The 26189-nt window shown below is 65.6% G+C and carries 25 protein-coding genes; 19 read left to right on the forward strand and 6 right to left on the reverse strand.

What is annotated here, in order from left to right:
• Positions 1 to 68 precede the first annotated feature (68 nt).
• From QM732_RS06230 to QM732_RS06240, 3 genes are all read left to right on the forward strand, one after another.
• Positions 69 to 2210, forward strand: a complete 2142-nt coding sequence (locus tag QM732_RS06230; RefSeq protein ID WP_415655313.1) for a TonB-dependent siderophore receptor — start codon at positions 69 to 71, stop codon at positions 2208 to 2210.
• Between the two features lie 255 nt (positions 2211 to 2465).
• Positions 2466 to 3656 carry a DUF1624 domain-containing protein gene (locus tag QM732_RS06235; RefSeq protein ID WP_415655314.1) on the forward strand — a complete coding sequence of 397 codons (1191 nt, stop codon included), beginning with the start codon at positions 2466 to 2468 and terminating at the stop codon, positions 3654 to 3656.
• Positions 3657 to 3694: 38 nt separating this feature from the next.
• Entirely contained in the window at positions 3695 to 5113 is a 1419-nt protein-coding gene (locus QM732_RS06240; RefSeq protein WP_415655315.1) for an aldehyde dehydrogenase family protein, read from the forward strand.
• Between the two features lie 6 nt (positions 5114 to 5119).
• On the opposite strand, the gene QM732_RS06245 is transcribed toward QM732_RS06240, so the two are convergent.
• Entirely contained in the window at positions 5120 to 6025 is a 906-nt protein-coding gene (locus QM732_RS06245) for a LysR substrate-binding domain-containing protein (RefSeq protein WP_415655316.1), read from the reverse strand.
• Between the two features lie 182 nt (positions 6026 to 6207).
• Between QM732_RS06245 and QM732_RS06250 the strand changes: the two genes are divergently transcribed.
• From QM732_RS06250 to QM732_RS06270, 5 genes are all read left to right on the forward strand, one after another.
• Positions 6208 to 7290: an alanine racemase gene (locus QM732_RS06250; protein WP_415659342.1), complete on the forward strand. Its 1083-nt coding sequence runs from the start codon at positions 6208 to 6210 to the stop codon at positions 7288 to 7290.
• A 46-nt stretch (positions 7291 to 7336) separates the two neighbouring features.
• Positions 7337 to 8662, forward strand: coding sequence for an NAD(P)/FAD-dependent oxidoreductase (locus tag QM732_RS06255; RefSeq protein WP_415655317.1), 1326 nt, complete (start codon positions 7337 to 7339; stop codon positions 8660 to 8662).
• Positions 8663 to 8705: 43 nt separating this feature from the next.
• Positions 8706 to 9125, forward strand: coding sequence for a RidA family protein (locus QM732_RS06260; protein WP_415655318.1), 420 nt, complete (start codon positions 8706 to 8708; stop codon positions 9123 to 9125).
• A 114-nt stretch (positions 9126 to 9239) separates the two neighbouring features.
• Positions 9240 to 9602 (forward strand): helix-turn-helix domain-containing protein, encoded by a 363-nt coding sequence (locus tag QM732_RS06265; RefSeq protein ID WP_415655319.1) that lies wholly within the window; start codon positions 9240 to 9242, stop codon positions 9600 to 9602.
• Positions 9596 to 10783: a M20 aminoacylase family protein gene (locus tag QM732_RS06270; RefSeq protein ID WP_415655320.1), complete on the forward strand. Its 1188-nt coding sequence runs from the start codon at positions 9596 to 9598 to the stop codon at positions 10781 to 10783. Before QM732_RS06265 ends, QM732_RS06270 begins: the two co-directional genes overlap by 7 nt.
• On the opposite strand, the gene QM732_RS06275 is transcribed toward QM732_RS06270, so the two are convergent.
• Positions 10773 to 11126 (reverse strand): cupin domain-containing protein, encoded by a 354-nt coding sequence (locus QM732_RS06275; RefSeq protein WP_415655321.1) that lies wholly within the window; start codon positions 11124 to 11126, stop codon positions 10773 to 10775. The two genes, QM732_RS06270 and QM732_RS06275, sit on opposite strands and share 11 nt — an antisense overlap.
• Positions 11127 to 11491: 365 nt before the next feature.
• Between QM732_RS06275 and QM732_RS06280 the strand changes: the two genes are divergently transcribed.
• From QM732_RS06280 to QM732_RS06310, 7 genes are all read left to right on the forward strand, one after another.
• Complete coding sequence (locus QM732_RS06280; RefSeq protein WP_415655322.1) at positions 11492 to 11839, forward strand: CzcE family metal-binding protein; 348 nt, start codon at positions 11492 to 11494, stop codon at positions 11837 to 11839.
• A 145-nt stretch (positions 11840 to 11984) separates the two neighbouring features.
• A complete protein-coding gene (gene czcI / locus QM732_RS06285; protein ID WP_415655323.1) occupies positions 11985 to 12365 on the forward strand; it encodes a cation efflux protein, CzcI family in 381 nt (126 codons plus the stop codon).
• A gap of 105 nt (positions 12366 to 12470) precedes the next feature.
• Positions 12471 to 13775 (forward strand): TolC family protein, encoded by a 1305-nt coding sequence (locus QM732_RS06290; RefSeq protein WP_415655324.1) that lies wholly within the window; start codon positions 12471 to 12473, stop codon positions 13773 to 13775.
• A gap of 26 nt (positions 13776 to 13801) precedes the next feature.
• Complete coding sequence (locus QM732_RS06295) at positions 13802 to 15415, forward strand: efflux RND transporter periplasmic adaptor subunit (RefSeq protein WP_415655325.1); 1614 nt, start codon at positions 13802 to 13804, stop codon at positions 15413 to 15415.
• Positions 15416 to 15429: 14 nt separating this feature from the next.
• Positions 15430 to 18606 (forward strand): CusA/CzcA family heavy metal efflux RND transporter, encoded by a 3177-nt coding sequence (locus QM732_RS06300; RefSeq protein ID WP_415655326.1) that lies wholly within the window; start codon positions 15430 to 15432, stop codon positions 18604 to 18606.
• Between the two features lie 67 nt (positions 18607 to 18673).
• Positions 18674 to 19357: a heavy metal response regulator transcription factor gene (locus QM732_RS06305; protein WP_415655327.1), complete on the forward strand. Its 684-nt coding sequence runs from the start codon at positions 18674 to 18676 to the stop codon at positions 19355 to 19357.
• The gene (locus tag QM732_RS06310; protein WP_415655328.1) at positions 19354 to 20700 is read left to right on the forward strand and encodes a heavy metal sensor histidine kinase; all 1347 of its coding nucleotides are present in this window, start codon (positions 19354 to 19356) and stop codon (positions 20698 to 20700) included. Before QM732_RS06305 ends, QM732_RS06310 begins: the two co-directional genes overlap by 4 nt.
• A gap of 382 nt (positions 20701 to 21082) precedes the next feature.
• Here the strand turns inward: QM732_RS06310 and QM732_RS06315 are convergent, their stop codons facing one another.
• Positions 21083 to 21283, reverse strand: coding sequence for a DUF1127 domain-containing protein (locus QM732_RS06315; protein WP_415655329.1), 201 nt, complete (start codon positions 21281 to 21283; stop codon positions 21083 to 21085).
• A 70-nt stretch (positions 21284 to 21353) separates the two neighbouring features.
• On the opposite strand from QM732_RS06315, the gene QM732_RS06320 reads away from it, so the two are divergent.
• The gene (locus QM732_RS06320; protein WP_415655330.1) at positions 21354 to 22241 is read left to right on the forward strand and encodes a LysR family transcriptional regulator; all 888 of its coding nucleotides are present in this window, start codon (positions 21354 to 21356) and stop codon (positions 22239 to 22241) included.
• Here QM732_RS06320 and QM732_RS06325 read toward each other — a convergent pair.
• Complete coding sequence (locus tag QM732_RS06325; protein ID WP_415655331.1) at positions 22232 to 22459, reverse strand: hypothetical protein; 228 nt, start codon at positions 22457 to 22459, stop codon at positions 22232 to 22234. The genes QM732_RS06320 and QM732_RS06325 overlap by 10 nt on opposite strands.
• 418 nt (positions 22460 to 22877) lie before the next feature.
• Here QM732_RS06325 and QM732_RS06330 point away from each other — a divergent pair, with 418 nt between their 5' ends.
• A complete protein-coding gene (locus QM732_RS06330; protein ID WP_415655332.1) occupies positions 22878 to 23063 on the forward strand; it encodes a hypothetical protein in 186 nt (61 codons plus the stop codon).
• Between the two features lie 38 nt (positions 23064 to 23101).
• Positions 23102 to 23269, forward strand: a complete 168-nt coding sequence (locus QM732_RS06335) for a hypothetical protein (RefSeq protein WP_415655333.1) — start codon at positions 23102 to 23104, stop codon at positions 23267 to 23269.
• Here the strand turns inward: QM732_RS06335 and QM732_RS06340 are convergent.
• The gene (locus tag QM732_RS06340; RefSeq protein WP_415655334.1) at positions 23256 to 23531 is read right to left on the reverse strand and encodes a hypothetical protein; all 276 of its coding nucleotides are present in this window, start codon (positions 23529 to 23531) and stop codon (positions 23256 to 23258) included. The two genes, QM732_RS06335 and QM732_RS06340, sit on opposite strands and share 14 nt — an antisense overlap.
• Positions 23532 to 23963: 432 nt before the next feature.
• On the opposite strand from QM732_RS06340, the gene QM732_RS06345 reads away from it, so the two are divergent.
• Positions 23964 to 25442, forward strand: a complete 1479-nt coding sequence (locus tag QM732_RS06345; RefSeq protein ID WP_415655335.1) for a protein kinase domain-containing protein — start codon at positions 23964 to 23966, stop codon at positions 25440 to 25442.
• On the opposite strand, the gene QM732_RS06350 is transcribed toward QM732_RS06345, so the two are convergent.
• Positions 25402 to 26165 (reverse strand): IS5 family transposase gene (locus tag QM732_RS06350; RefSeq protein WP_415654614.1). Its coding sequence is split into 2 segments (ribosomal slippage): positions 25402 to 25850 and positions 25850 to 26165, totalling 765 coding nucleotides; the frame shifts between segments, so codons are not numbered across the junction. The two genes, QM732_RS06345 and QM732_RS06350, sit on opposite strands and share 41 nt — an antisense overlap.
• Positions 26166 to 26189: the final 24 nt, after the last annotated feature.

A 26189-nucleotide genomic window follows, 5' to 3' on the forward strand; every position in this document is an offset into this window, starting at 1 on the left:
CCACCCGTTCTCTCCAGATCCGGATTTCCCTTCACCTTTCCTAGCTCGTTTTCACAGGAGTTCTCGCGATGTCTCAAAAACAAATGTCCCGCGCCGCGATTCCCGCGGCTGTCCTGATGGTCTGCAGCCCGGCCCTGTGGGCCGCGGACGGCGACCCCGCCGCGGAGGGCGCGGCGAACAAGCTCGACGTCGTCAAGGTGCAGGGTGTCAAACAGCCCTACAAGACGCTGTCGGCCACCGGCGCGATGAAGACGGACACGCCGGTCCGGGACATGGCGCAGAGCGTGCGCGTGCTGTCGGCTGACATCCTTGACGATGCCGGCATCACCAAGCTGGCCGATGCGCTGGACCTGGGCAGCGGCATCTCCAAGCAGAGCAATCTCGGCGGCCTGTGGGACAGCTATGCAATGCGCGGCTTCACCGGCGACCCCAACTTCGGTTCCGACTACATGGTCAACGGCTTCAACTACAGCCGTGGCTACAACGGCGTGCGCGATTCGGCCAACACGGCCTCGGTGGAGGTTCTGAAGGGGCCGGCATCGGCGTTGTACGGCCGCGGCGAGCCCGGTGGTACGGTCAACATCACGACCAAGAAGCCGCTGTTCGTGCCCGAGTACACGCTGGGCCTGTCGGGCGGCAGTTACTCCACCTTCCGCCAGACGGCCGATCTCAGCGGGCCCATCAGCTCCGAGATCGCCTACCGCCTGAACGCCGCGCACGAGAAGGGCGACAGCTACCGCGACTTCGTCAAGTCCGAGCGCACTCTTGTTTCGCCGTCCTTCCTGTGGATGCTGGGTGAGGACACGACACTGTCCTATGAGCTGGAGTATTCCAAGCAGGAGGCCAGCTTCGACCGCGGCGTGGTGGCCGTGAACGGCAAGCTGGACGTCGTACCACGCTCGCGCTATTTCGGCGAGGCCAACGACGGCCCGCACGTCATCAAGACCACCGGCAACCAGGTCTTCCTGCAGCACTACTTCAACGACGACTGGTCCATTCAGACCGGTGTGAGCTACCGCGAGAGTTCCATCAAGGGCATCTCGACCGAGGTGAGTGCATTCAAGGCCGGCAGCACCAGCGTCGTGAACCGCCAGCGCCGCACGCGCGACAACCAGGCACTGGACGTGTCGGGCCGTTTCGAGTTGCTGGGCAAGGTGCGCGCGGCCGGCATGCAGCACAACCTGCTGTTCGGCGTCGATGCCTACAAGTTCACCGACAACCGCCTGCAGTTCCGCGTGCGCAACGTGCCGGCGCTTGAACTGGACATCTACAACCCCGTCTACGGCAATGTGCCACCCGCCTTCCCGGCCACGCCGTTGACCTGGACGCACGAGGAGCAGCGCTCCAAGTCGGTCTACGGTCAGGACCAGATCGACTTGTCGGCGCAGTGGAAGCTGCTGCTGGGCGTGCGTTACGACAGCTACGACCAGTCTGTTCTGAACCGCAACAGCAGCAAGACGGTGGAGCAGTCGCTGAGCGCCACTTCGCCGCGCGCCGGTCTGGTCTATCAACCCAGCAAGACCGTCTCCCTGTATGCCACGGCGTCCAAGAGCTTCCGCCCCAACAGCGGCGTGAGCCGCGCCTTTGAGTCTTTCCCGGCCGAGAAGGGAAAGTCCACCGAGGTCGGCGCCAAGTACGACTCGGCCGACGGCAAGATCAGCAGCACGCTGGCGATCTACAAGATCTCCAAGAACAACGTGCTGACACCCGACCCCGTGGATCCCAACAACTTCTCCATCGCAGCCGGCGAGGTGCAGAGCAAGGGCATCGAGTTTGACCTGGGCGGCGAGGTCGCGGCTGGCCTGCGTCTGTCGGCGGCCTATGCCTTCACCGATGCCAAGGTCACGCAGGACAACAATACCTTCTTGGTCGGGCGCCAACTCGCCAATGTGCCACGTCACAGCGCCAATCTGATGCTGGTGCAGGCGTTCAAGCTGGGGGGCAATGCAGCGACGGCAGGCGTGGGCCTGAACTACGTCGGTCAGCGCGAGGGCGCCGTGGCGCCGCTAGTGGCGGCCGACGACTTCAAGCTGCCGGCCTACACGAGCGTCAAGCTGATCGGCAGCTATGCCGTCGGCAAGTCCTGGAAGTTCTCGCTTGACGTCGACAACGTCTTCGACAAGACCTACTACAGCAGCTCCTACAGCCAGATGTGGGTCTTCCCCGGCAATGGCCGCAAGTTCACGCTGGCGGGTCAGTACAAGTTCTGATGTCGGTGACCGCCACGGCCATCCCCGCAGTCCATGATGCTCCTGCATCACTGGAGCGGGCGTGGCCTGGCCATCTCCGGGCCGGCCCTGAGCCGGGACGGCCTCGCCACAGCGTTGCCGCTGCATCCGGAGCGGCAACGCGCAGGGCGTTGGCTATGGCAGCCCTGCTGATGGCTAGGCTGCCGTGGCTGGCGCCGGTCGTCGACCCGGGGCGCATCTCTTCTTGATCTGGAAGTCAATTACAGCGAGTCCATCATGTCCATATCCACCACCCTGCCACGCATCGCGGTGCCGAGCAGCACTGCCGTGCACAAGTCGCGCATTACATCCATCGACGCGCTGCGCGGCTTCGTGATGATCGTGATGATGCTCGACCACGTGCGTGAGCACCTGTACCTGCACTTGAACGTCACCGACCCGATGACCGTGCCTGGCACGCCCACCGACCTGTACTTCTCGCGGTTGGCGGCGCACTTCTGCGCGCCGGTGTTCGTGTTCCTGACGGGCCTTTCGGCCTGGCTCTACGCCAATCCGCCGAGTGGCACGCCGCGCAATGTGCGCGAGTTCTTGCTCAAGCGCGGGCTGCTGCTGATCGCCCTGGAGCTGACGGTGGTGAACTTCGCCTGGCAAGGCAAGTACGAGGTGCTCTACCTTCAGGTGATGTGGGCGATCGGCTTCAGCATGGTGGTGCTGGCCCTTCTGTCGGGGCTGCCGCGCTGGCTGCTGGCGACGCTTGGTTTCGTCATCGTTTGCGGCCACAACGCGGTGGCAGGCTATGTCGTGCCGGCCGACAGCCCGTGGTATCCGCTGTGGACGCTGATGCTGCATCGCGGCTGGCTGGTGGCCGAGGGGGTGGTCAAGGTCAAGCTCAGCTATCCGGCGCTGCCCTGGGTCGGCGTCATCCTGCTGGGCTACACGTTTGCGCCGCTGTTCTCGTCAGCCGTCGATGCGTTGAAGCGCCGCCGTACGCTCATCGTCACCGGCCTTGCCTGCTGGGCCGTCCTGCTCGTGTTGCGTGGCTTCAACATCTACGGTGAGAACGCGCCGTGGACACCTCAGTCGACGACGCTGGAGACGGTGAAGGTGTGGCTGAACTTCACCAAGTACCCGCCGTCGCTGGACTTCTTGCTGATGACGCTCGGCGGGGGGCTGCTCATGCTGGCGGCGCTGGAGTTCGCCGACAACGGCTTCACCAAGGTCTGCACGACTTTTGGTGGTGCCCCCATGTTCTATTACATCGTCCACCTTTATGTGCTGATGGTCAGCTATCGCATCGCATTCGCCATCGTCGGACCCAACCAGGGCACGCGTTTTGGGGTTGATGTCGATTCGTTCTGGATCGTCTGGGTCGTCTGGCTGGCGGTGACTGCGTTGCTCTACTTCCCAGTGAAGGCCTACGGCGAGTTCAAGCGGCGCACGAGCATCGGCTGGGTGAAGTATTTCTGAGCCACGGGCTCCATCGGAAGAGACTTGATATGGCAGTCATGAACGACACCCGCTTCTACATCGATGGCCAGTGGGTCGATCGTCCCGAAGCACCCCGCATCGCGGTGGTCGATCCCGTTTCCGAACGTGTCGTGGGCCACGTGGCCGCCGGCTCGGCGGCCGACGTCGACCTGGCCGTGCGTGCTGCGCGGCGCGCTTTTGAAAGCTTCTCGCGCAGCACGGTCGAACAAAGGTTGGCCCTGCTCAAGCGCGTCCTCGCGCTGCTGGAGGAGCGCGCCGAGCTGTTTGCCCGGGCCATCGTCGCTGAGATGGGAGCCGCGATCAGCTTCGCACGCGCGTCCCATGTCCCCTTCGGCATTGCTCACGTACGTGCGCAGATCGAGGTGCTGCAGCGCTACGCTTTCCTGTCGAACGCGGGCGGCATCGCCACGGTGAAGGAGCCGATCGGAGTGTGCGCACTGATCACGCCTTGGAACTGGCCGCTCTACCAAGTCACCGCCAAGGTGGCTCCCGCCATCGCCGCGGGCTGTACCGTTGTGCTGAAGCCCAGCGAGCTGTCGCCCTACAGCGCGCAACTGTTCGCGCAGGTGATGCACGACGCAGGCACGCCGGCCGGGGTGTTCAACCTGGTCGGAGGCACTGGGGAGGTCGTTGGTGCGGCGCTGTCCGAGCATCCGGAGGTCGACATGATCTCCATTACCGGATCGACCCGCGCCGGCGTGCTGGTGGCACAGGCTGCCGCGGTGACGGTCAAGCGCGTGGTGCAGGAGCTCGGCGGCAAGTCGCCCAACGTCTTCCTGGACGATGCCGACTTCGAGCAAGGCGTCGCGAAAGGCGTTCTGGCCGGCATGCGCAATGTGGGCCAGTCCTGCAGCGCGCCGACGCGAATGCTGGTGCCGGCCTCCCGGATGGCCGAGGTGGAGGCCCTGGCCGCGCGGGCAGTGGCCAGCATCCAGGTCGGGGACCCCCATGATGCAAAGACCACCATGGGCCCCATCGCCAACGCCGCGCAGTTCAGGCGAGTCCAGGAGATGATCGCGGTCGGCATCGACGAGGGTGCAACGCTGGTCTGCGGCGGTCCCGGTCGCCCCGCCGGCCTGGCTGAGGGGTTCTTCGCGCAGCCGACGATCTTCTCGAACGTGACGCCCGACATGCGAGTGGCCCGCGAGGAGATCTTCGGCCCGGTGCTGGTGATCATGCCTTACCGCGACGAGGAGGAGGCCATCGCGCTGGCCAACGACACCATCTACGGTCTCGGGGCCCATGTGCAGTCGGGCGACATCGATCGAGCGCGGCGCGTGGCGGGCCGTATTCGCGCCGGCCAGGTGCTCATCAACTATCCGTCCTGGAGCGCCCATGCGCCGTTCGGCGGTTACAAGCGTTCGGGAAACGGACGCGAGTACGGTGTCCACGGCCTGGAAGAGTACCTGGAGACCAAGGCCATCCTCGGCTACTGAAGGCCGTCAGCGCCACGGCGCCGGATTGAGCGCCTGCCGCAGTTTTGCCAGAAAGGCGGTGGTGCGCGCGCTGCGGCCGTGCCGGGAGCCGAGCATCGCCACCACGTCGGCCGACGGTGCCTCCCAGTCGGGCAGCACGACGCACAGCCGGCCTCGCGCCAGATCGTCGGCCACGTGCCATTCGGAGCGGATGGCCACCCCCATGCCGGCCAGCGCCCAGTCGCGCACGACCGCTCCGTCGTTGCTCGACATCGCGGGGTGGATGCGCACCGTCGCGACGTCGCGGCCGCGCCGCCGCTTGAAACGCCACAGCGTGACGTCCTCGTCGTTCTCCCGCACCACCAGGCAGCGGTGTCTGGTCAGGTTTTCTGGCGTTGTGATGGCTTCGTTGTGCCTGAGGTAGGCCGGGCTTGCACAAAGCACGCGTCGGTTCGGCGCCAGTGTCGTGACGATCTGGTTTGGCGGCCCTGGCGGTCCGATGTGGATGACCACGTCGCAGCTCTCGATCAGCCGGGCGCCGGGATGGTCCGAAAGATCCAGAGAGATAGTCACGCCGCCGTGCTCGCGGGCGAACTCCTCCACGACCGGCGCGACGTGCAGCCGGCCGAAGCCGTAGGGAGCTGCCACGCGCAGGTGGCCGCTGACCTTGTGGGTCCGGTCAGCCAGCGCCTCTGCCAGCGCTTCCATCGTGGCGGCCACTTGCCGCCCATGCGCTGCGACCAGCGCTCCCTCATCGGTCAGGGTGGTGTGGCGCCCTGTGCGATCCATCAGGCGCACCCCGGCGCGTGCCTCCAGAGCCTGCAGGCGCTGCGACACGGCGGGTGGCGTGACATTGAGCTTGCGTGCTGCCTCGGCCAGCGAGGCCGATTCCGCCAGAACGGCGAAGAAGGCGAGATCGTCGGAGCCAATCATTAAGTTCAAGCTTATCTTCAAATGTACTAATCGTAAATTGCTGACTTACACGTTGGTTCACACAATGACATCTGCCAACTGATGAGGAGATCGCTGTGACCGAGGCCGTGACCGCGCCAAGAACCGCTGTAGTAACGCTGCAGGACCTGGAGACGCCTTGCCTGGTGCTTGACGTGGATCGCATGGAGCGCAACGTCGCGCGGCTGCGTACAAGGTTGGCCGGGCTTGGTGTCGGGATGCGGCCTCACCTGAAGACCTGCAAGTCGGTGGCGGTGGCGCACCGAGTGATGGCCTCACCCGCCGGCCCCGCAACGGTCTCCACGCTCAAGGAGGCCGAGCATTTCGCGGCGGCAGGAGTACGCGACATGATCTACGCGGTGGGCATCACGCCGGCCAAGCTTGGGCAGGTGCTGGCGCTGAGGGGCAGGGGTGTCGACCTCGCCGTGCTGCTCGATACCGTGGCGCAGGCAGAGGCCGTGGCGGCGGCATCGCGCGAGGCGGGTACTTCCATTCCAGCGCTGATCGAGATCGATTGCGATGGCCATCGCTCGGGAGTTCGGCCAGACGATGCCCAACACCTCCTGGCGATCGGTCGGGCGCTCCAGCAGGGGGCGGAGCTGCGCGGAGTGCTGACCCATGCCGGAGGTAGCTACGCCGCGCGGGGCGACGAGGCGCTTCGACAATGTGCTGAGCAAGAGAGGCGCGGCGTGGTCGAGGCCGCCGCCGTGTTGCGCGGAGCCGGCCTGCCTTGCCCGGTGGTGAGCCTGGGCTCGACGCCGACTGCCCACAGCGCGGCTGACCTGACGGGTGTCACCGAGGTGCGGGCCGGCGTGTTCGTCTTCTTCGACCTCGTCATGGCGGGCATCGGGGTCTGCCGCATCGAGGACATTGCACTGTCCGTCATGGCTACGGTGATTGGCCACCAGCGCGACAAGGGGTGGATCCTCGTTGATGCGGGCTGGATGGCGATGTCGCAGGACCGGGGCACGTCGAAGCAGGCCGTCAACCAGGGCTACGGCCTCGTTTGCAACCTGGCCGGCGAGGCCTATCCCGACCTCCTGTTGGCCGATGCGAACCAGGAGCATGGCATCGTGACCGTGCGTCCCGGCTCGGCGGCCAGCCTGCCGGGTCTGGCGATTGGCGACCGCGTTCGCATCCTGCCCAACCATGCCTGCGCGACCGGCGCACAGCACCGCAGCTATCACGTGGTGCGTGGCGCCGACATGGCGGTACAGGCCGAGTGGCCCCGTTTTGGGGGCTGGTGATGTTCCACGCTTCCTTCTTCGTCCGCAGCTACACGAGACTCCAAGAATGCCTGCTCCGCTGACCCTCGTTGAATCGACTCCCGAGCTGCCGGATCAGGCCGATGTCGTCGTCATCGGCGGCGGCATCGTCGGTGTTTTCAGCGCCTACTATCTTGCGCGCCGCGGCTTGAAGGTCGCGCTGGTGGAGAAGGGGCGTGTCGGCGCGGAGCAGTCCAGCCGCAACTGGGGCTGGTGCCGACAGCAGAATCGCGACGCCCGCGAGCTGCCGATGGCAGCCAAGGCTCTTGACCTCTGGGAACAGTTCGCCGCCGAGGCCGGAGAGGACACCGGTTTCAGGCGCTGCGGTCTGCTGTATCTCAGCAACGACGACGCAGAATTGGCCGGGTGGGCGCGCTGGGGCGAGTTCGCCCGCGGCGCGGGCGTGAAGACGCAGATGCTGAGCACCGCGGCTGCGGCTGAGCACGGGCGGGTGACCGGCAAGCCCTGGAAGGGCGGCGTCCTTTCACCGACCGACGGCACGGCGGACCCCTCGCGTGCCGCCCCGGCAGTAGCGCGTGCGCTCAAGCGGCTCGGCGGCAGCGTTCATCAGGGCTGCGCGGCCCGGGGGCTCGAGACCGAGGCTGGTCGGCTCTCGGCGGTGGTCACCGAGCAAGGCACCATCCGCACCCGGGCCGCCGTGCTGGCGGGGGGGGCCTGGGCCTCGTCCTTCTGCCGCCAGTACGGCCTGCGCTTCCCGCAGGCCACCATCCGACAGACCGTGATGGCGGTGGCTCCGGGGGCCACCGAACTCCCTGCGACGCTACACACCGCCAGGGTCTCGATCACACGGCGTGGGGACGGCGGCTACCTGCTGGCGATCAGCGGGCGCGCCCGTGTCGACCCGACGCCGCAGTTCCTGCGCTTCGCGCCCCAGTTCCTGCCGATGTTCCTGCGCCGCTGGCGCAGCCTGTCGCCTGGCGGACTGGAAGGCGTGCGTTCCGGCCACGAGAGCCTGGCGCGCTGGCGAACTGACCGGCCAACGCCGATGGAGTGCATGCGTATCCTGGATCCGGCGGTGGACCGCAGGGTCGTGCGACTGACCCACAGCCGCGCGCTCGAACTCGTTCCTGCACTGCGGGAACGTGCGGTCACGGGGGCATGGGCGGGCTACATCGACAGCACGCCGGACGGCGTGCCCGGCATCGGCGAGATGAGCGGGCTGCCAGGCCTGGTGCTGGCAGCTGGCTTCAGCGGACATGGGTTCGGTATAGGGCCCGGCGCGGGCCACCTGATCGCCGACATCGTCAGCGGCGCGACGCCCATCGTTGCACCCGGACCCTATCACCCAGACCGCTTCCTGGCCTCCGCATGGGGCAAGGTCGCGGAGTTCTAGCCGGCTCCCCGCCCCATCTGGCTCGCCTCTTTCATCTAACGACATGGACCCGCGCATCATCATCCCTCCCGTCGCCGCTGGCATGGCTGCGCCGGCCGGCCACTACAGCCATGCCGTCTGCCATGGCGGGCTGGCTTTCATATCCGGCCAGCTTGGCGTCAGGCCGGACGGCACGCACACTGCCGAGTTGCCCTTCGAGGATCAGGTGCGCCAGACGCTGATGAACCTGCGCCTGGCGCTTGAATCGGCCGGCGCGGATCTGGGCAGCGTGGTCCGGGTGACGGCCTACATCGTCGGCGTCGAACACTGGCCCCGGTTCAACGCCGTCTACGCGTCGGTAATGGGCCCGGCCAGGCCTGCGCGCACCGTCGTGCCCGTCCATGAGCTTCACCATGGCTACCTGTTGGAGGTCGACGCCATTGCGGTGCGCAGCCACCCCGGCGGCGTGTCGGTGCCATCCTGACGGGGTCGGTGGCGGCAGGTTGTGTGCCCGTGCTGGCGCAAAGCGCAATTTGCTGTGGCGCGGGTGAGGTCAAACGGCCGAATCGGTGGAGCGCCCGGCCCTAAGCTATCCGGCATGGAAGATCGATTCACAGGTGTCGAGGCCGTCTCTCGGCGCCGTTCGCTGGAGCCGGCGCTGGAGTACATCCGGGCACATCTGAGCGAGCCACTGCGCCTGGAAGCTCTGGCGGCCCTGTGCGACCTGAGCCTGTGGCGTTTCGCGAGGGTGTTCCGGGAGCGCGTCGGCGTTTCTCCCGGCCGCTATGTCAACGCGCTGCGCATCCAGCACGCCCAGAAGCTGCTCAGCCAGGGTGTGCCGGCGGCGCGTGCAGCCAGTGAGGTGGGGTTCTACGATCAGAGCCATCTGAACCGCCGTTTCAAGCGTGAATGCGGCATGACACCGCGCGAGTACCAGCAAAGCAGGAGTGCCGCATGCTGACGACCGACAACGATGTTGCCGACCTGCTGCCGGACCTTGTCGCGCTTCGGCGCGACTTGCATGCCCATCCAGAACTGGCTTTTGCCGAGCACCGCACGGCGGGCATCGTTGCCGATGCGCTGCGCGCATTGGGCCTCGAAGTCCACGAGGGCATCGGCGGCACTGGCGTCGTGGGGGTGCTGCGCAATGGCGAAGGTGGCAGCGTCGGCCTGCGGGCTGACATGGATGCACTGCCGATGGCCGAGCAGAGCGGGCTCCCCCACGCGAGCCTGTTCACAGGTGTCCACCATGGCTGCGGGCACGACGGCCATACGGCGATGCTGCTTGGCGCGGCTCGGCATCTCGCCCGCACAAGGCGCTTCAACGGCACGGTGAATTTCATCTTCCAGCCTGCGGAGGAGGGCCGAGGCGGTGCCCGCGCGATGGTCCAGGAAGGCCTGTTCGACCGCTTCCCCTGCGATGCCGTCTTCGCACTGCACAACTGGCCTGACCTGCCGCTGGGCCAGGCCCAGACCCGCGCCGGCCCCATCATGGCCGCGGCCGACCGCTTCGACATCGCGGTACGTGGCCGCGGTGGGCATGCAGCCCAGCCGCACCGGACACCCGACGCGGTCCTCGCGGCCAGCCAACTGGTCTGCCAGCTAAACACCCTGGTCGCTAGGCGCATTGACCCCACCGAGTCGGCGGTGCTGTCGGTGACGCGCATCCAGGGCGGCAGCTCGCACAACGTGATGCCGGCTGAAGTGCAGATCACCGGCACCGTGCGCAGCTTCGATGCGGTCAGCCAGGATCTCATCGAGGCGGCGCTGAAGGACTGCGCGGCAGGTGTGGGCCTGGCGGGCGGCTGTGATGTCGAGGTCGAGTACCTGCGCTACTACCCCGCAACCATCAATAGTGCTGCCGAGGCCATGCTGGCCCTGGACGCCGCAGCGACTGTCGGGCTGGAGGCTAGCGAGGCGCCGCGGCCAGCCTTCACATCCGAGGACTTCGCCTTCATGCTGCAGCGACGGCCAGGCGCCTATCTCTGGCTGGGCCAGGGACCTCGCGCCGCCGATGACGGCGGCTACCGGCCCTTGCACCATCCCTGCTACGACTTCAATGACCGGCTGCTTCCCCTGGGGCTAAGCTGGTTTGTCGCCGTTGCCGAGATGGCGCTGCAGCCGGGCCGTCTCAGGCCGTGACCCACACCTTGCGAACGGTTTCCAGGGTGCGCCAGGTTCCGGTGTAGCCTGGTTTCATGATGAAGCAGTCGCCGGCGCGGTAGGTGACCGGTGCGTGTCCATCCTCCGTGATCTCGGCGACGCCCGAGAGAATCAGGCAGAACTCCCAGGTCTCACCCTTGATGGAGCGGTTGATGCCTGGCGTCGACTCGAACACTCCGGCGCGCACCTTGCCGTCCTTGGCGCTGTCGACGTCCCAGTTGCGGCAGACGATGTCGCCTTCAATCACGCGATCGGCGGGGGGGCGGTATTCGCGAGGCTCGCCCAGTTGATCGAGCTTGAAGGAAACGAGCAGACTAGACATGGAGGCGGCCTCTCAAGGCGGAATTGGACAACGCCGACATGCTAAGCAGAGGCACTCTTGCGTGGATGCTGAACTCCGTGCCGATGGCAGTGGCAAATGCGGGATAGGCGATGCATGCAGCGTAATCTTCCGAAGTTGATGGCTTGCGGGCTGCCGCCACATTGCGCGGGTGGACCCGAGGGGGCAACGGGTGTGCTCCCCTTGATCCCGCACCGCGAGGCCTTGGACGCCGGGTGGCGCCGACATGACAGATTTGTAATGCACCGGGCAGGTGTCCCGTCGGGGTCGGATTTCTACAGTTCCTTCCATGGTGGACGTTCCAGGTGGCTCTCCCGAGCGACTCGTCCGCCGAAGAAGGACCTCTCATGAACCGCTCCATCCGTGCCACCACCCTGACCGCCAGCCTGCTGTTTGCCGTTGCATCGGTCCACGCCGGCGTCCCCTCGAGCGATCGGATGGCCAATGGCAAGTCCATCCACGGTGAAGTGGCTGCCGCTACGCCGAACGCCCGTGTCGTCAACGTCGATGCTGGCAAGGCCATCAATGTCAATTGCGGCGATGTGGTGACTTTCCAAAGCGCCGGCAAGAGCTTCACGTGGAAGTTCAACTCCACCGCCCACCGGGCCCTCGACGTGCGTGAGATCGCTCCCCAGGGCTTCAGTGACAAGAAGTTGATGGTCTACGTATCCAGGAACGACGCGGAAGGCGCCTGATCGTGCTGACCCCCGGCCCGCGGCCGGCAACGGATCTCGGGCCGAGGACTGCTGCCTCAAAGAGCCTGCGCTTTGCGAACGACTTCACTGGATCCGCAAAGCCCGATTCATCCGTGGTTCACGCATTCAGGACACAATCCGGGTCATGCGTCGCTGGCTGACCATCTTGCTGCTGTTCATCCTGCCCGTCCAGTTCGCCTGGTCGGCAGCGGCGGCCTATTGCCAGCACGAGCAGGTCCCTGCCAAGGCGCACATCGGCCACCATGCCCACGAGCACGGTGTGGCCGGGGACGCTGGATCCAAGGTGTCCGGCAAGCACCTGGACAACCAGTCATCCTCCAAGGGCGGCAAGCTGCTTGGTGACAACGACTGTGGCTATTGCCAGCTGAGCTTTGCCAAGCCCCTTGTGCCTGTCACGCTGCAGCTCGATTCCAACGCGGTCTTCACTGTGGACACTGCGTCCAGCCAGGCCTTCCGTTCGCGTGGGCCTGACGTGCTCGAACGACCCAACTGGCGCGTCGCCTGAATCGGCGAGCGCAGTTTCCTTCCCCCTTTCCGTCCCTTGCGGCCCTGACCGCAGCACTGCACTCGCCGAAACCCTCGTGTTGTCCCTGCAACCCTGGAGTTTTCGATGCGCAGAACTTTCGTGCCGCTGGCATGCGCGGCACTCATCTCGTCCCTGGCCCAGGCCCAGTTGCCTGTGTCCGCCCCGCGGTTTCCCGCAGAAGTCCAGGCATCGCAGCCGGCTGATCCGGCACGCGCTGACGTACAAGCGCTAGCCGCGCCGCTGACTTTGCGCTCCGCGGTGGAGACGGCGCTGGCGCACAACCCACAGCTCCGCGCAGCCGCCGCCGAGCTGGACGCCAACGATGGCACCGTCCGCCAGGCCGGCCTCGTTCCCAATCCCGTCCTTGGCGTGGACCAGGAGGACGTCAAGTCGGGAGCCCGCGTCACGACGATGCAGCTGAGCCAGACGCTGGAGACCGGCGGCAAGCGTGCCGCCCGTGTCGAGCTGGCGCAACGCGGCAAGGACATCGCGGCGCTGGAGTTGCTGGCCCGTCGGGCCGACGTCCGTGCCACGGCCATTCAGGCGTTCTTTGACGCGCTAACGGCTCAGGAGCGCGTCAAGGTTGCCGAGGAGTCGCTGCGCATCGCAGCCAGCGGCGTGGATGCGGCTGTGCGCCGGGTGACGGCCGGCAAGGTGTCGCCGACTGAAGAGACGCGCGCCCGGGTGGCCGCCTCGACCGCCCGCATCGATCTGCGCCAGGCTCAGGCGGAGAGCTCGGCCGCCCTGCGCGCACTGACCGCGGTCATGGGCGCGCCCGAGGGCTCGGTCCAGCGCGTGGATGGAGTCGTGGGCGTGCTCCCGGTGGCCCCGTCGGCGCCAGACATCATGGCTCGCTTGTCCGAAGCGCCAGCCGTGCGGCGGGCCTTGCTCGAGGTGCAGCGCGCCGATGCCGGCTACACGCTGGCGCGCGCCACGGGCATTCCCGACGTGACTGTGGGTGTCGGTGCCCGGCGTGCCCAGGAAACGGGTCGCACGCAAGCCCTCCTGAGCGTGTCGGTGCCACTCCCTTTCTTCGATCGTAACCAGGGAGGGCAGCTCGAAGCCCTGCGTCGCCGTGATGCGGCGCAGGCCACGGCGCAGGCGGAGGAGCTGCGGCTTCGCTCAGAGCTGCTGCAGATGGCTGACCTCCTTCAGGCCCGCAAGGAGGAAGCTGAAACCCTCCGTAGCGAGGTTCTGCCCGGCGCACAAGCCGCCTATGAAGCTGCGAGAACCGGCTTCGAGCTCGGCAAGTTCAGCTTCCTGGACGCCCTCGATGCCCAGCGCACCTGGCTTCAGGTCCGCAGCCAGTACTACACCGCCGTGGCGCAAGTCCATCGCACGGCCGCAGAGATCGACCGCCAGCTCGGCGCCACGACCGACCGCCCCTGACGGGCATATCCAACAAGAGATTGACGATGAACGACAAGCAAAACACGCTCGATCGACTGCGTGACGGCCTGGGAAAGAAGCAACTGATTGCCATCGCCGCCGTATTGGCGCTGGGCGCCGCAGGCGCAGTAGGGATCCTCCGCATGGGTGGCAGCTCGCCCGCCGCCGAAGGGGGGCACGGCCATGGCCATGAGGAAGCCAAGGGGCACGATGATGGCGAACACCATGGCGAGGCTGGAGGCGGCAAGGGTCACAAGGACGCAGACGACCATGGTGATGGCGAGCACCATGAGGAAGCCGGGAAGGGCGCGAACGGCGGCGACGTCATCGGCAGCCAGAAGGACGTCACCGTCGAGCTGATGCTGGCTGACCAAGGTGGATCGCCGCGCATCAAGCTGTGGCTGACCAGGGATGGCAAGCTGCTGCAGCCCGGCGCACAGCAGGTGTCCGTGGAGCTGGAGCGGCCAGGCCAGGATCCCCAGAAGATCGCCTTTGTCGTCAAAGGCGGCGCGCTGGTCAGCGCTCAGGCCATTGACGAGCCGCACCTGTTCAAGGGCAAGGTGGAAGTTCAGGCGGCGGGTGGTGTCCTGCAGTTTCCGTTCGCGAGGGACGAGGGCGCCGTGACGATGAACGCCGACCAGATCAAGGCCGCCGGTATCGCCATCGACACCTCGGCGGCAGCGACCATCCGCTCGTCCCTGCAACTGCCGGGAGAAATCGCTTTCAACGAAGACCGCACCGCGCATGTGGTGCCGCGCGTGGCTGGTGTCGTCGAGTCGGTCGCCGTGTCTCTGGGCCAGCAGGTCGTGAAAGGTCAGGTGCTGGCCACCATCAGCAGCCCGAGCGTCTCGGATCAGCGTGCCGAACTGCAGAATGCCCAGAAGCGCCTGCAGCTCGCCCGCACCACCTACGAACGCGAGAAACAGCTGTTCGAACAGCGCATCTCGCCCCAGCAAGATGTCCAGCAGGCCGAGCAAGCCATGCGCGAGGTAGAGATCGCCGTCACCAACGCCCGTCAGAAGCTGCAGGCCATCGGCGCATCGACTGACTCGTCGGCACTCAACCGCTTCGAGCTGCGAGCGCCTTTCAACGGAGTCATCGTGGAGAAGCACATCGCCCTGGGCGAGCAGGTGCGCGAGGACTCCAGTGTCTTCACCGTCTCTGACTTGAAATCGGTCTGGGCCCAGATCAACGTCCCCGCGCGTGACCTGCTCCAGGTGCGCGTCGGCGAGAACGTGGTCATCAGATCTACCGCGTTTGAACAGAAGGCGGTGGGCAAGGTGGCGTACGTCGGTGCACTCATCGGCGAGCAAACGCGCACTGCGCAGGCTCGTGTCGTCGTCGACAACCCGAGCATGGCCTGGCGTCCGGGCCTGTTCGTCAATGTGGAACTCTCTTCCGGCGACTCGAGCGTGCCCGTGTCGGTGGCCGCAGAGGCTGTGCAGACCATGGAGGGCAGGTCAGTCGTCTTCGTCCGCACACCTGGCGGCTTCGCGCCGGTCCCGGTCGAGTTGGGCCGCAGTGACGGCAAGCGCACGGAAGTGACCGCAGGCCTGAAGGCGGGGGCGCCGTATGCGGCATCGGGCAGCTTCGTCATCAAGTCCGAAGCGGGCAAGGCCTCGGCCAGCCATGAGCATTGAGAAGAGGCGTCGACATGTTTGAACGCATCATTCGCTTCGCCATCGAACACCGATGGCTCGTGATGTTGGCCGTGCTGGGCATGGCCGCGCTCGGCGTCTTCAGCTATCAGAAGCTGCCCATCGACGCGGTACCCGACATCACCAACGTACAGGTCCAGATCAATACCAAGGCGCCTGGCTACTCCCCGCTCGAGACCGAGCAGCGAGTGACCTATCCGATCGAGACGGTGATGGCCGGCCTGCCGGGTCTCGAACAGACCCGTTCGTTGTCACGGTATGGCCTGTCCCAGGTCACCGTGATCTTCAAGGACGGCACCGATATCTACTTCGCCCGCCAGCTGGTCAACGAGCGCATCCAGGGCGCCCGTGGCCAGATGCCGGCCGGTGTGGAGCCGAACATCGGGCCGATCTCCACCGGGCTGGGCGAGATCTACCTGTGGACGGTCGAGTCGCAGCCCGGCGCGAAGAAGCCCAACGGCGACCCTTACACCGCCACCGACCTGCGTGAGATCCAGGACTGGGTCATCAAACCCCAGCTGCGCAACGTGCCTGGTGTTACCGAGATCAACACGATCGGCGGCTACGCAAAGGAGTATCACGTCGCACCGGATCCGGGCCGCCTGGCGTCCTACGGCATCACGCTCGCAGATGTCGTCAACGCGCTGGAGCGCAACAACGCCAACGTTGGCGCGGGCTACATCGAGCGCCGTGGCGAGCAGTACCTGATTCGGGCCCCTGGTCAGGTCCAATCGGTCTCCGACATCGGCAACGTGGTGCTGCGCAATGAGGGCAGCGTTCCCGTCCGCATCAAGGACGTGGCCAGCGTCGAGCTGGGCCGCGAGCTGCGCACCGGCGCTGCAACCGACAACGGCAAGGAGGTGGTTCTGGGAACCGTCTTCATGCTGATCGGCGAGAACAGTCGCACCGTCTCGCAAGCCGTCGACAAGAAGATGGCGGAGATCAACAAGAACCTGCCCGCGGGCGTGCATGCGGTGACGGTCTATGACCGCACGACGCTAGTCGACAAGGCGATCAGCACCGTCAAGAAGAACCTGCTGGAAGGCGCGATCCTCGTCATCGTCATCCTCTTCCTGTTCCTGGGCAACATCCGAGCGGCCGTGCTGACCGCCATGGTGATCCCGCTTTCCATGCTCTTCACGTTCACGGGCATGGTGCAGCAGAAGGTCAGCGCCAATCTGATGAGTCTCGGAGCGCTGGACTTCGGGATCATCATCGACGGCGCGGTGGTGATCGTGGAGAACTGCGTGCGCCGCCTGGCGCATGCGCAGGAGCACAAAGGCAGGCCACTGACGCGATCCGAGCGATTCCACGAGGTATTCCTCGCGTCCCAGGAGGCGCGCCGTCCGCTGCTGTTCGGTCAGCTCATCATCATGATCGTCTATCTGCCGATCTTCGCCCTGGCTGGTGTCGAAGGGAAGATGTTTCACCCCATGGCGTTCACAGTCGTGATCGCGCTGGTGGGCGCAATGATCCTGTCCATGACCTTCGTGCCAGCAGCGGTCGCGCTGTTCATCGGCGAGAAGGTCGCCGAGAAGGAGAACTTCCTGATGGGTTGGGCACGTCGCGCCTATGAGCCGGCGCTCCGGCGCGTCATGAACGCCAAGCCACTGGTCATCACCTTCGCTCTCGTGACGGTGTTCCTGTCCGGTTTGCTCGCCACCCGCATGGGCAGCGAGTTCGTTCCCAGCCTGAACGAGGGCGACTTCTCCATCCAGACGCTGAGGATCCCGGGCACCAGCCTGTCCCAGTCCGTCGCGATGCAGCAGCAGCTCGAAGCCGCGCTGAAGAACAGGTTCCCTGAGATCGAGCGCGTATTTGCGCGTACCGGCACTGCGGAGATCGCGTCGGACCCGATGCCGCCCAACATCTCGGATGCCTACGTCATGCTGAGGCCGCAATCGGAGTGGCCGGAGCCCCGCAAGACCCGCGAGGAACTGGCCGCCTTGGTCAAAGCCGAAGTCGAGAAGCTACCGGGCCAGAACTATGAGTTCTCCCAGCCCATCCAGCTGCGCTTCAACGAGTTGATCTCAGGCGTGCGCTCCGACGTGGCCGTCAAGGTCTTCGGCGACGACATGGATGTCATGAACAACGCCGCGGGTCGCATCGCCGCAGTGCTCAACGGCATCCCCGGGGCAACGGAGGTGAACGTCGAGCAGACCACCGGGCTGCCGATGCTGAGCGTACAGATCGACCGCGAGAAGACCGCGCGCTACGGCTTGAACATCCAGGACGTGCAGGACACGCTTGCCACGGCCGTCGGTGGCAGGCAAGGCGGAACGATGTTCGAGGGTGACCGCCGCTTCGACATCGTCGTGCGTGTGCCGGAGTCGGTGCGTTCCGACCTGGAGGCCATCAAGCGCCTGCCGGTGCCGCTGCCTGCCAGTGCCTCCGGTGCGCGCAAGTTCATCCCGTTGAGCGAGGTAGCCGACATGTCGTTGTCGCCCGGCCCCAACCAGGTCAGCCGCGAGAACGGCAAGCGTCGTGTGGTGGTCAGTGCCAACGTGCGTGACCGTGACATCGGGACTTTCGTGGCGGAGGCTGAGCAGGCCATCCAGCAACAGATCAAGTTGCCCCCGGGCTACTGGATGACCTGGGGGGGGCAGTTCGAGAACCTGCAGTCGGCGACAAACCGCCTGAAGATCGTCGTTCCGGTGTCCCTCCTGCTGGTCTTCACGCTGCTTTTCGTGATGTTCGGCAACGTGAAGGATGGCCTGCTGGTGTTCACCGGCATCCCCTTCGCCTTGACTGGTGGCATCGCGGCCCTGTGGCTGCGCGACATCCCGATGTCCATCTCCGCGGCGGTGGGTTTCATCGCGCTGTCCGGCGTGGCAGTGCTGAACGGCTTGGTGATGATTGCCTTCATCCGCAACCTGCGTGAATCGGGCCGGAGCTTGGACGAGGCCATCTTCGAAGGCGCCATCACCCGGTTGCGCCCTGTGCTGATGACGGCGCTGGTCGCCTCCCTGGGCTTCGTGCCGATGGCGATCGCCACTGGCACGGGTGCCGAGGTGCAGCGCCCGCTGGCTACCGTGGTCATCGGTGGCATCTTGTCATCGACGGCGTTGACGCTCCTGGTGTTGCCCGTGCTCTATCGCATTGCGCACCGCAAGGACGAGGAGGAGGAGTCTGCAGCGCCCCGAGCGGAACCGGACCGGGAGGTAGCTGCATGAACCCGATGTCGCTTGCCGCAGTGTGCAGGCTGCGAGGCCGGCGCACCACGGCCCGGCGCAGAGCTTCATGAAGCTGCTGGTCGTCGAAGACGAAGTCAAGGCGGCCGCATACCTGCGCAAGGGCCTGACCGAGGAGGGCTACCAGGTCGAGGTGGCCCATAGCGGCGTCGACGGGCTTCACATGGCGTCCGTCAATGAGTACGACCTCGTGATCCTCGACTGGATGCTTCCGGGCGTTGACGGTATGGCGGTCCTTTCGGCGCTGCGCCACATGCGATCAGTGCCAGTCCTGATGTTGACCGCGCGCGGCCAAATCGAGGACCGGGTGCGCGGCCTCCAGGGCGGGGCGGACGACTACCTCGTGAAGCCCTTCGCGTTCTCGGAACTGGTCGCGAGGATCCAGGTCTTGCTTCGCCGCTCGAGCGGCCCCCGGATGGAGGCAGAAGCGTTGTCGCTGCGCGTTGCGGACCTGGAGGTCGACACCGTGCGCCGCAGGGCGACGCGTGCCGGGCGGCGACTGGAGCTTACGCCCAAGGAGTTCAGCCTGCTGATCCTGCTGCTGCAGCGTCAGGGGCATGTCCTGTCGCGCACGGAGATCGCTGCGCAGGTCTGGGACATGAACTTCGACAGCGAGACGAACGTGGTCGAGGTCGCCATCCGGAGGCTGCGTTCCAAGCTGGACCAACCGTTCGACAAGCCGCTGCTGCATACGGTCCGCGGCATGGGCTACGTGCTTGAGGACCGGCCATGACCGTCTCCCCGGGGCGTGCACCCAGCCTGCGTGCACGCCTTTCGCGGCAGTTCGCGCTCCAGACCCTGGTCGGGCTCAGCCTTGTCTGCGGTTCGGTCTACCTCGTGATTGCGCTGACTCTGTCCAGCCGGCAGGATGACACCCTCCTGCAGAAGCGGGTTGCCGTCCAGCGGCTTCTCGGCGAAGGGCGCGAGATCCACGACATCCCAGGAATCAAGCATCTGCTGAGCGACTTCCTCGCCGGCCACGACGACCTGTCGCTGGTCGTGAGGCAGCAAAGCGGACTTGCGGTCTTCGAGAAGGATGATGCGAGCCGACCGAGAGCCATGGGCAAGCACCTGGCATTCGACGTCCGTCTGCCCGAGGAACTCGGTGGGGCCGGGCGCGCCGAACTCATCTATGACCTCCGCAAGGACGACTCGCTGTTAACCCGCCTCTGGTGGACGCTGCTGACCGCGGCCATCGTCGGCACCTTCGCGGTGTCGACGACAGGATTCCTTCTGGTTCACAAGGGGTTGGCGCCGCTGAATGCCCTTGCGCGCCGCACGTCGGAACTGGACGCGAGCCGGCTGGATCAGAGGCTGGATGCCGCTGGACAACCCGAGGAGGTTCAGTCGCTGCTCTCTCAGTTCAATGCCCTGCTGGACAGGCTGCAGGTCGCCTACCTGCAGATGGAAGCCTTCAACGCCGACGTCGCGCATGAGTTGAACAACCCCCTGTCCATCCTGATCGGCTCTTGCGAGGTGGCGTTGCGCAGGCCGCGCTCCGCTCCGGAGTTGCATGACACGCTGACGTCCAACCTGGAGGAACTGCGACGCGTTGCCGGGATCGTGGCGGACATGCTCTTCCTGTCCCGGGCGGAGCGGGGCGTCCCGGCGCGGCGGTCGTTGGCGACGAGCATGGCCGACCTAGCGTTGGAAGTCGTCGACTACTTCGAGGCCGTGCTCGAGGAGTCCGACTTGCGGGTGGAGGTGCTTGGCGACGCGCACGCGGCCGTCGATGCGGGGCTGGTCCGCCGGGCGATTTCGAACCTGCTGAGCAATGCCACTCGCTACGCGACCCGAGGTTCGCTCGTCGAGATAAGGATAGTCAGGATTGGCACGAGGCATGTGTCCATCGGGGTGCACAACCGGGGTGGCAGGATTGCCAGCGAACACCTGCCGCGCCTGTTCGATCGCTTCTATCGGATCGACCCGTCGCGTAGCAATGCCGACCGCAACCACGGCCTCGGGTTGGCCATCGTCGCGGCCATCGCGCGCATGCATGGGGGACTGGCTCGTGCGGAGTCGACGGACAAGGGAACCTGTATCCATTTCACGCTCGAGGACCAGGGTGCCGTCTAGAGCGCCAGCGACGCCGCATCGAAGTGGCAGGTCACGAATCGGCGCGATCCCGGGCTTGTCACCGGGATTCGCTGGACCAGATTCTCTCGTGAGCCGGGCGAATTCAAGGGGGCTCTCGGACGGTCTTGGGCCTGCCGAGAAACGCGGTGGCCCGCAGGGACCCCAGTCCCGTGTGCGGTTGCCCGGCCTTTGAATGCCCCTTGTCCACGAAGCCGTCAGAAACGGTCGCCGTTTGGTAGCGCATTGAGTCGGACAAGAGCACGCTGAAGCGGTACCAGGCAGAAGGTTCACCGCCAGCACTGAAGCACTGCTTTCCAGTCGGCCAGAAGCTGGCGTTCGAGGTTCGACGCTGGGGCCTCCAGACATCAAGCCGTGTTCCAGCCTAGCTGCTTGAACGGGGTGCCTGCCTTTCCTTGGCGAGGAAGTACGGAATCTCACCGCGACCGATTGCGATGTCTCGCAGCTCACGATCATCCATGGCCAAGAGTTCTGCCTCGCCTGAGACGTGACGTCGCCGGCCGAGGCAGCGCCGGAAGCGAGCCGCCATCTGGAAGTACGCCGTTCGCAATGCATTGATGCTCATGGCCACATGGTTGCAGTGTCCGAACTATCATGGAAGTTTGTTGTTCTGATAACTAATATCAGGAAAGCTGATGAGAGAACTGAACCTTGACCAGCTACGGACTCTCGTTTCCGCCGTGGACCTCGGAACGTTCTCTGCCGCTGCGGCTGCTTTGCACTTGTCGCAGCCTACGGTCAGCCTGCATGTGGCTGAACTTGAAGAACGGCTTGGCGTTCGCCTGTTGCTGCGCGGGAGTGGGGGCGTGAAACCAACCGGTGCAGGCTTCTTGCTGGTGCAGCGGGCCAGGTCACTGCTGCGCGATGCGGAGGAGGCCGTCGAGGCAATTCGCCGTCATGCGGCCGGCACCGCAGGCCGCGTCCGGTTGGGCGCCACAACCAGCATCGTCACATTTCTGCTCCCCGAGGTCCTGCGTTCGATGGAGGTCCACCACGCAGACATCGACGTCGACATCCGCATCGTCGGGACTTTCGATGCGCTTTCGAGTGTGACGCGTGGCGACCTGGATGTGGCATTGGTAGGCACCCAGGAAGTTCCCGACGACTTGGTTGTTCGACGCTGGAGACGCGACCCCATGATGGCGTTCATGCCCGAATCCTGGATGCCTCCGAGGCGCGTAACGCCGCGATGGCTGGCAGGCAAGCCATTGATCGCCAACGACGCAACCACGATCTTGCACCGGCAAACGGTCGAATGGTTCGCGTCCGGTGGTGTCGTCCCGCAGCCTAGGATCGAGATGAACTACACAGAGGCCATGAAGAGCCTGGTGGCGGCCGGCTACGGGGCAGCGATCCTTCCCGTGGAAGGCCCCACCGCGGCCGCGGCCCTTCCAGGCATCCGCATGGCACCGCTGAATCCGGTTCTCTGGAGAGAGACCTGGATCGTCCATCGAGCACTGCCGGTGGTCGACGGTGCAACTCTCAAGTTGCTCGAAACTCTCAAGCAGATCGCTCAGTGGTGATGCGAGCCTGAACTCCGAACGAGGGCAGCAACAGCCTGCGCCAGGCGACGAATTCCTTCGTCGATGAAGGCCCGCTCAAGCAGCGCGTAGCCCATAACCAGTCCGGCTGAACGAATCGCGGCCTGCCTTGAAGTGCTCGGGTGATACAGCGGGCTGATGGCATGCACGCGGACGCCTCGATGCCGCGCTTCATCAGCCAGCGCCTGCTCAGCAGTCACAGGCACGCCACTGAACCATACAACCAGGTGCGACCAGCTGGCGGCGCCTCTCACCGCGATACCGCGCGACGCGGCACGTAGACGGTATCGCTGGTCTGAACTCCCCATAGGCAGCGATGCTCCCGGGGTGCCAGCAGGGATGGCGTCTCTGCTGTCCGCGCCACCTCGGCGGTCGACCAGTCGGCGTCACCGACCGTATTGAAGGTAACTACCCACGCCTGCTCCAACGAGAAGTTCCCGTCGGATCTACTACCTCGGCGATGTGGGCCGCATGAACGCCTCACCGAGTGCGAGGCGCCCCCCATTTGGGGGATATGAGGGGGATGCGAGACCTTGATCCCCTCCGCGTTCCCTCTTCGGGGCGATTCCTTCCACGCAGGCCGGCCCCGAGACTGGCTCCGTCGAAACAGGAGCCAGCATGTCATCTCAGGCCGCGCCGCCCACCCCCAAGCCCTTGCGCATCGCGGACAGCGATCTGATGCGCGTCACCCTTGCCCAGCTCCGGGCCTGGGAGGCTGAGGCCGCTCAGGGCGTCGTCGTGCCGAAGGCCGACGAGGAGGCCTGGGAGGACACCGAGATCGATATGCGCAGGACGGCGCTGTGACGCGCGGCCCGGTCGGTGTCCAGGCACTCCTGGCCAGGATGCCCCGTTGGTTCGTGGAGCACGCCCAGATGACCGACGAGCGCGCTCGCCGCCGGCGCGAGGCGCAGGCCAGGCGCTTCGAGCTGGAGTTCCTGTGTGCCGTTGAGGTGAAGGACAGCGGCTGGCAGGAGTGGCAGGACACAGTGGCTGAGTTCAACGACCGCTGACGGCCTCGGCGTGGCGGCAGAACCAGGCAACGTAGGACGTCTTGCTGCGGGGTCTGCTGTAGCGCTGCTTCCTGAAAGTCAGGCGCACACGACCCACCCAACCGGCGTCGATCTCGACGAGCATTTCATCGTCGACCGCGCAGGCGGGGTCGGGCAAGGACTTGCTGGCCTGTGCAATGTGCTGACCAGGCACGCGGCCAAGGATTCCGTTGTCAGCATGGGAGGGGAGCGGAGGGGTGATGCGTTCAGGTGCTGGAGTCATGCGGCAATCCTGCGAGCGATCTGGCTCACAGGATGAGCCAGCGCAGGATTGAATGCCACGGCCCGGGCATTCGGGACGACGGACCTGGGAACCTTGTTGGTGCCGCCAACCTGGCCACGCAATCGGGGGTGCTGTTCCGCCGCGCGCTGGAACGGAGCTTCAATCTCGTCAGGGCGGCGCTCGACTAACAGATGGCCGATTGCTGCTCGCAGTCAATGGACCAGGCATCCTTTCCCCGTCTATGGGCCAGATAGTCCGTGAGGCCATTGCATCGCCGTAGGACAGGCTCGTTCGGCATCGCTGACGAAAGGCCGATTCCGGCGGTCGCCCCTGCTCCGTTCAACCTTCTCCCTGGTAATCATGCTAGGTGCCAGGAATCTAGGTGCCCCGTCCGACTACCATCGCGACGGCTCAATACGGCAGGACGGATGGATGCCTGGGCAAACGGCCATTTCGAGGCTTGAGGACGGCACGGAACTTCCCCGTTTCCTGTCGCACTACGAGCTACGACGCGTGTTGGGGCGAGGAGGCTTCAGCATCGTCTACGAGGCCTGGGATGCTCGCCTTTGCCGGGCCGTGGCGATCAAATGCCTGTTGCGTGCCGAGCGCGGCCCTCAGGGCAGCCTGCACGAGGCGCGCATGACCGCGCGCGTGAAACACCCGGCCTTCGTCACGATCTACGAACTGCTCCACCATGAGGGCCGCACTTTCCTCGTGATGGAGCTGATCGACGGCCGTACGCTCAGCGAGATCACTGCAGACGGGCCGGTGTCGACGGACATTGCGCAGCGCTGGGCCTGGGAGGCGGCCGTGGCCATTCATGCCGCCCATGCAGGCGGTGTCGTGCACGGTGACATCAAGCCATCGAACCTGATGGTCGATGCCCAGGGGCAGGTGCGCATTCTCGATCTGGGGCTGGCAACGACCCGCGATCCCTGCGCGACGCAGGACCTCTCGGCGTTGGGCGAGAACGCCGGCACCTTGGCCTACATGGCACCAGAGCTGCTGCTGGGCGCACCGCCAAGCACCGCAAGCGACGTCTTCTCCCTGGGCCTGACGTTGTACCGCATCGTGGCCGGCCCTGGTCGCGTGCCGGCCAGCACACTTGCGCTCGCTCACCAGCGTCTGGCGCAGGACCTGGAGTTGGTGGCCGCGGGCGTGGACTCCCGCTTTCTGGAGCTGCTTCAGGAGATGACCAGACGTGATCCGGCCATGCGGCTGACCGAGCTGGGTGTCGTGGCGGCGCGCTTGTGTCGGCTCAACGGTGCAGATGCCCCGCCGGCCGTTGCCCCCCGGAGGGCCGCGTTGCGTGCGTGGAGAGCCGCAGGACTCTTGGTTGTCGCATTGGTTTTGGTGGGCGCCGGGATTCTGCTGCGGCCCGATGGAGTACCCATCGCGCCCCGGGACGTAGCTGCTGCGGAGCGCAGCCTGCGTCTGCCGGACGACACCGTGGGCATTGATCGGGCCATCGTTACGCTGGAGGCCGTGCTGGCCGCTGAGCACACACCTCCGGCTCGAGTGGCTGCGCTGCTTGCCGTCGCCTATTGCCTGCGCTACGCCGGCAATGGCCGGGATCCGGTTTGGCTGGACCGTGCGGCGGCCAGCGCCCAACTCGCCCTCAGGACCGAGGACCAACTGGCTCTGGCCCATACGGCTCAGGCGTGGGTATTGGAGCTGCAGGAGCAGTTGGACGCGGCGCAACGCGAGTACGCGCACGCACTGAGTCTCGATCCCCACGATTTCCATGCGCTCAATGGGCAAGCGCAGCTGTTGATCCGGCAGGGGCGTGCCGATGCAGCGCTGGCCGTCTTCCAGCGCGCGTTGGGTAGGTATCCGGACGAACCGGTGTTCCTCAATGGGCTAGGGCCTGTTAACACAAACGCAATCCGTCAGCGATCAGAGCGAAGCTGATGAAGGCGGTGAACATGATGTCGAGCTTCTCGAAGCGGGAGAAGATTCGGCGATAGCCCTTGAGGCGGCGGAACAGGCGCTCGACTTCATTGCGGCGCTTGTACATCTCGCGGTCGTACTCCCAGGGCTCGATGCGCGTGCTCAGGGGCGGCACGACAGGGATGAACCCCAGGTCGAGTGCGAGCTGCCGAGTTTCGTTGCCCTCGTAGGCGCGATCCATCAACAGATGCAAAGGCCGATTGGGCGCACCGAGCCGCTTCAGCAGAGCTCGCCCCTCGGGAGCATCGTGCGCCTGCCCTGGTGACAGCGAGAAGGTTATGGCCGTGCGCGCGTCCGCCGCGACGAGATGGATTTTGGTGTTCCACCCACCACGGGATTTGCCGATAGCTTGCGGACCGTTTTTTTTGGCGCGCCGGTGCCATCGGGGTGCACCTTGACGCTGGTGCTGTCCAGCGACACCGCTTCAATCTTGATCTGCACGATCTGCGCCTGCTGCAATTGCTCGAAGGTCCGGTCCAAAACGCCCGACTTTGCCCAGCGGCTCATGCGCGTGTAGATCGTATGCCAGTTGCCGAAGCGCTTGGGCAAGCCGCGCCATTTGCAGCCGTGCTCAGCAACGTAAAGGATGGCATTCAACACCTGCAGATTCGACAGGCTGACGTTGCCGCGTTGCAGCGGCAAGCAGTGCTCGATCTGCGCGAATTGGGCTGCTGTGATCTCCATGCACTCACTGTCGCAGCCCAATTG

The organism is Roseateles sp. (assembly GCF_047654805.1).
Lineage (GTDB): Bacteria > Pseudomonadota > Gammaproteobacteria > Burkholderiales > Burkholderiaceae_C > Pelomonas.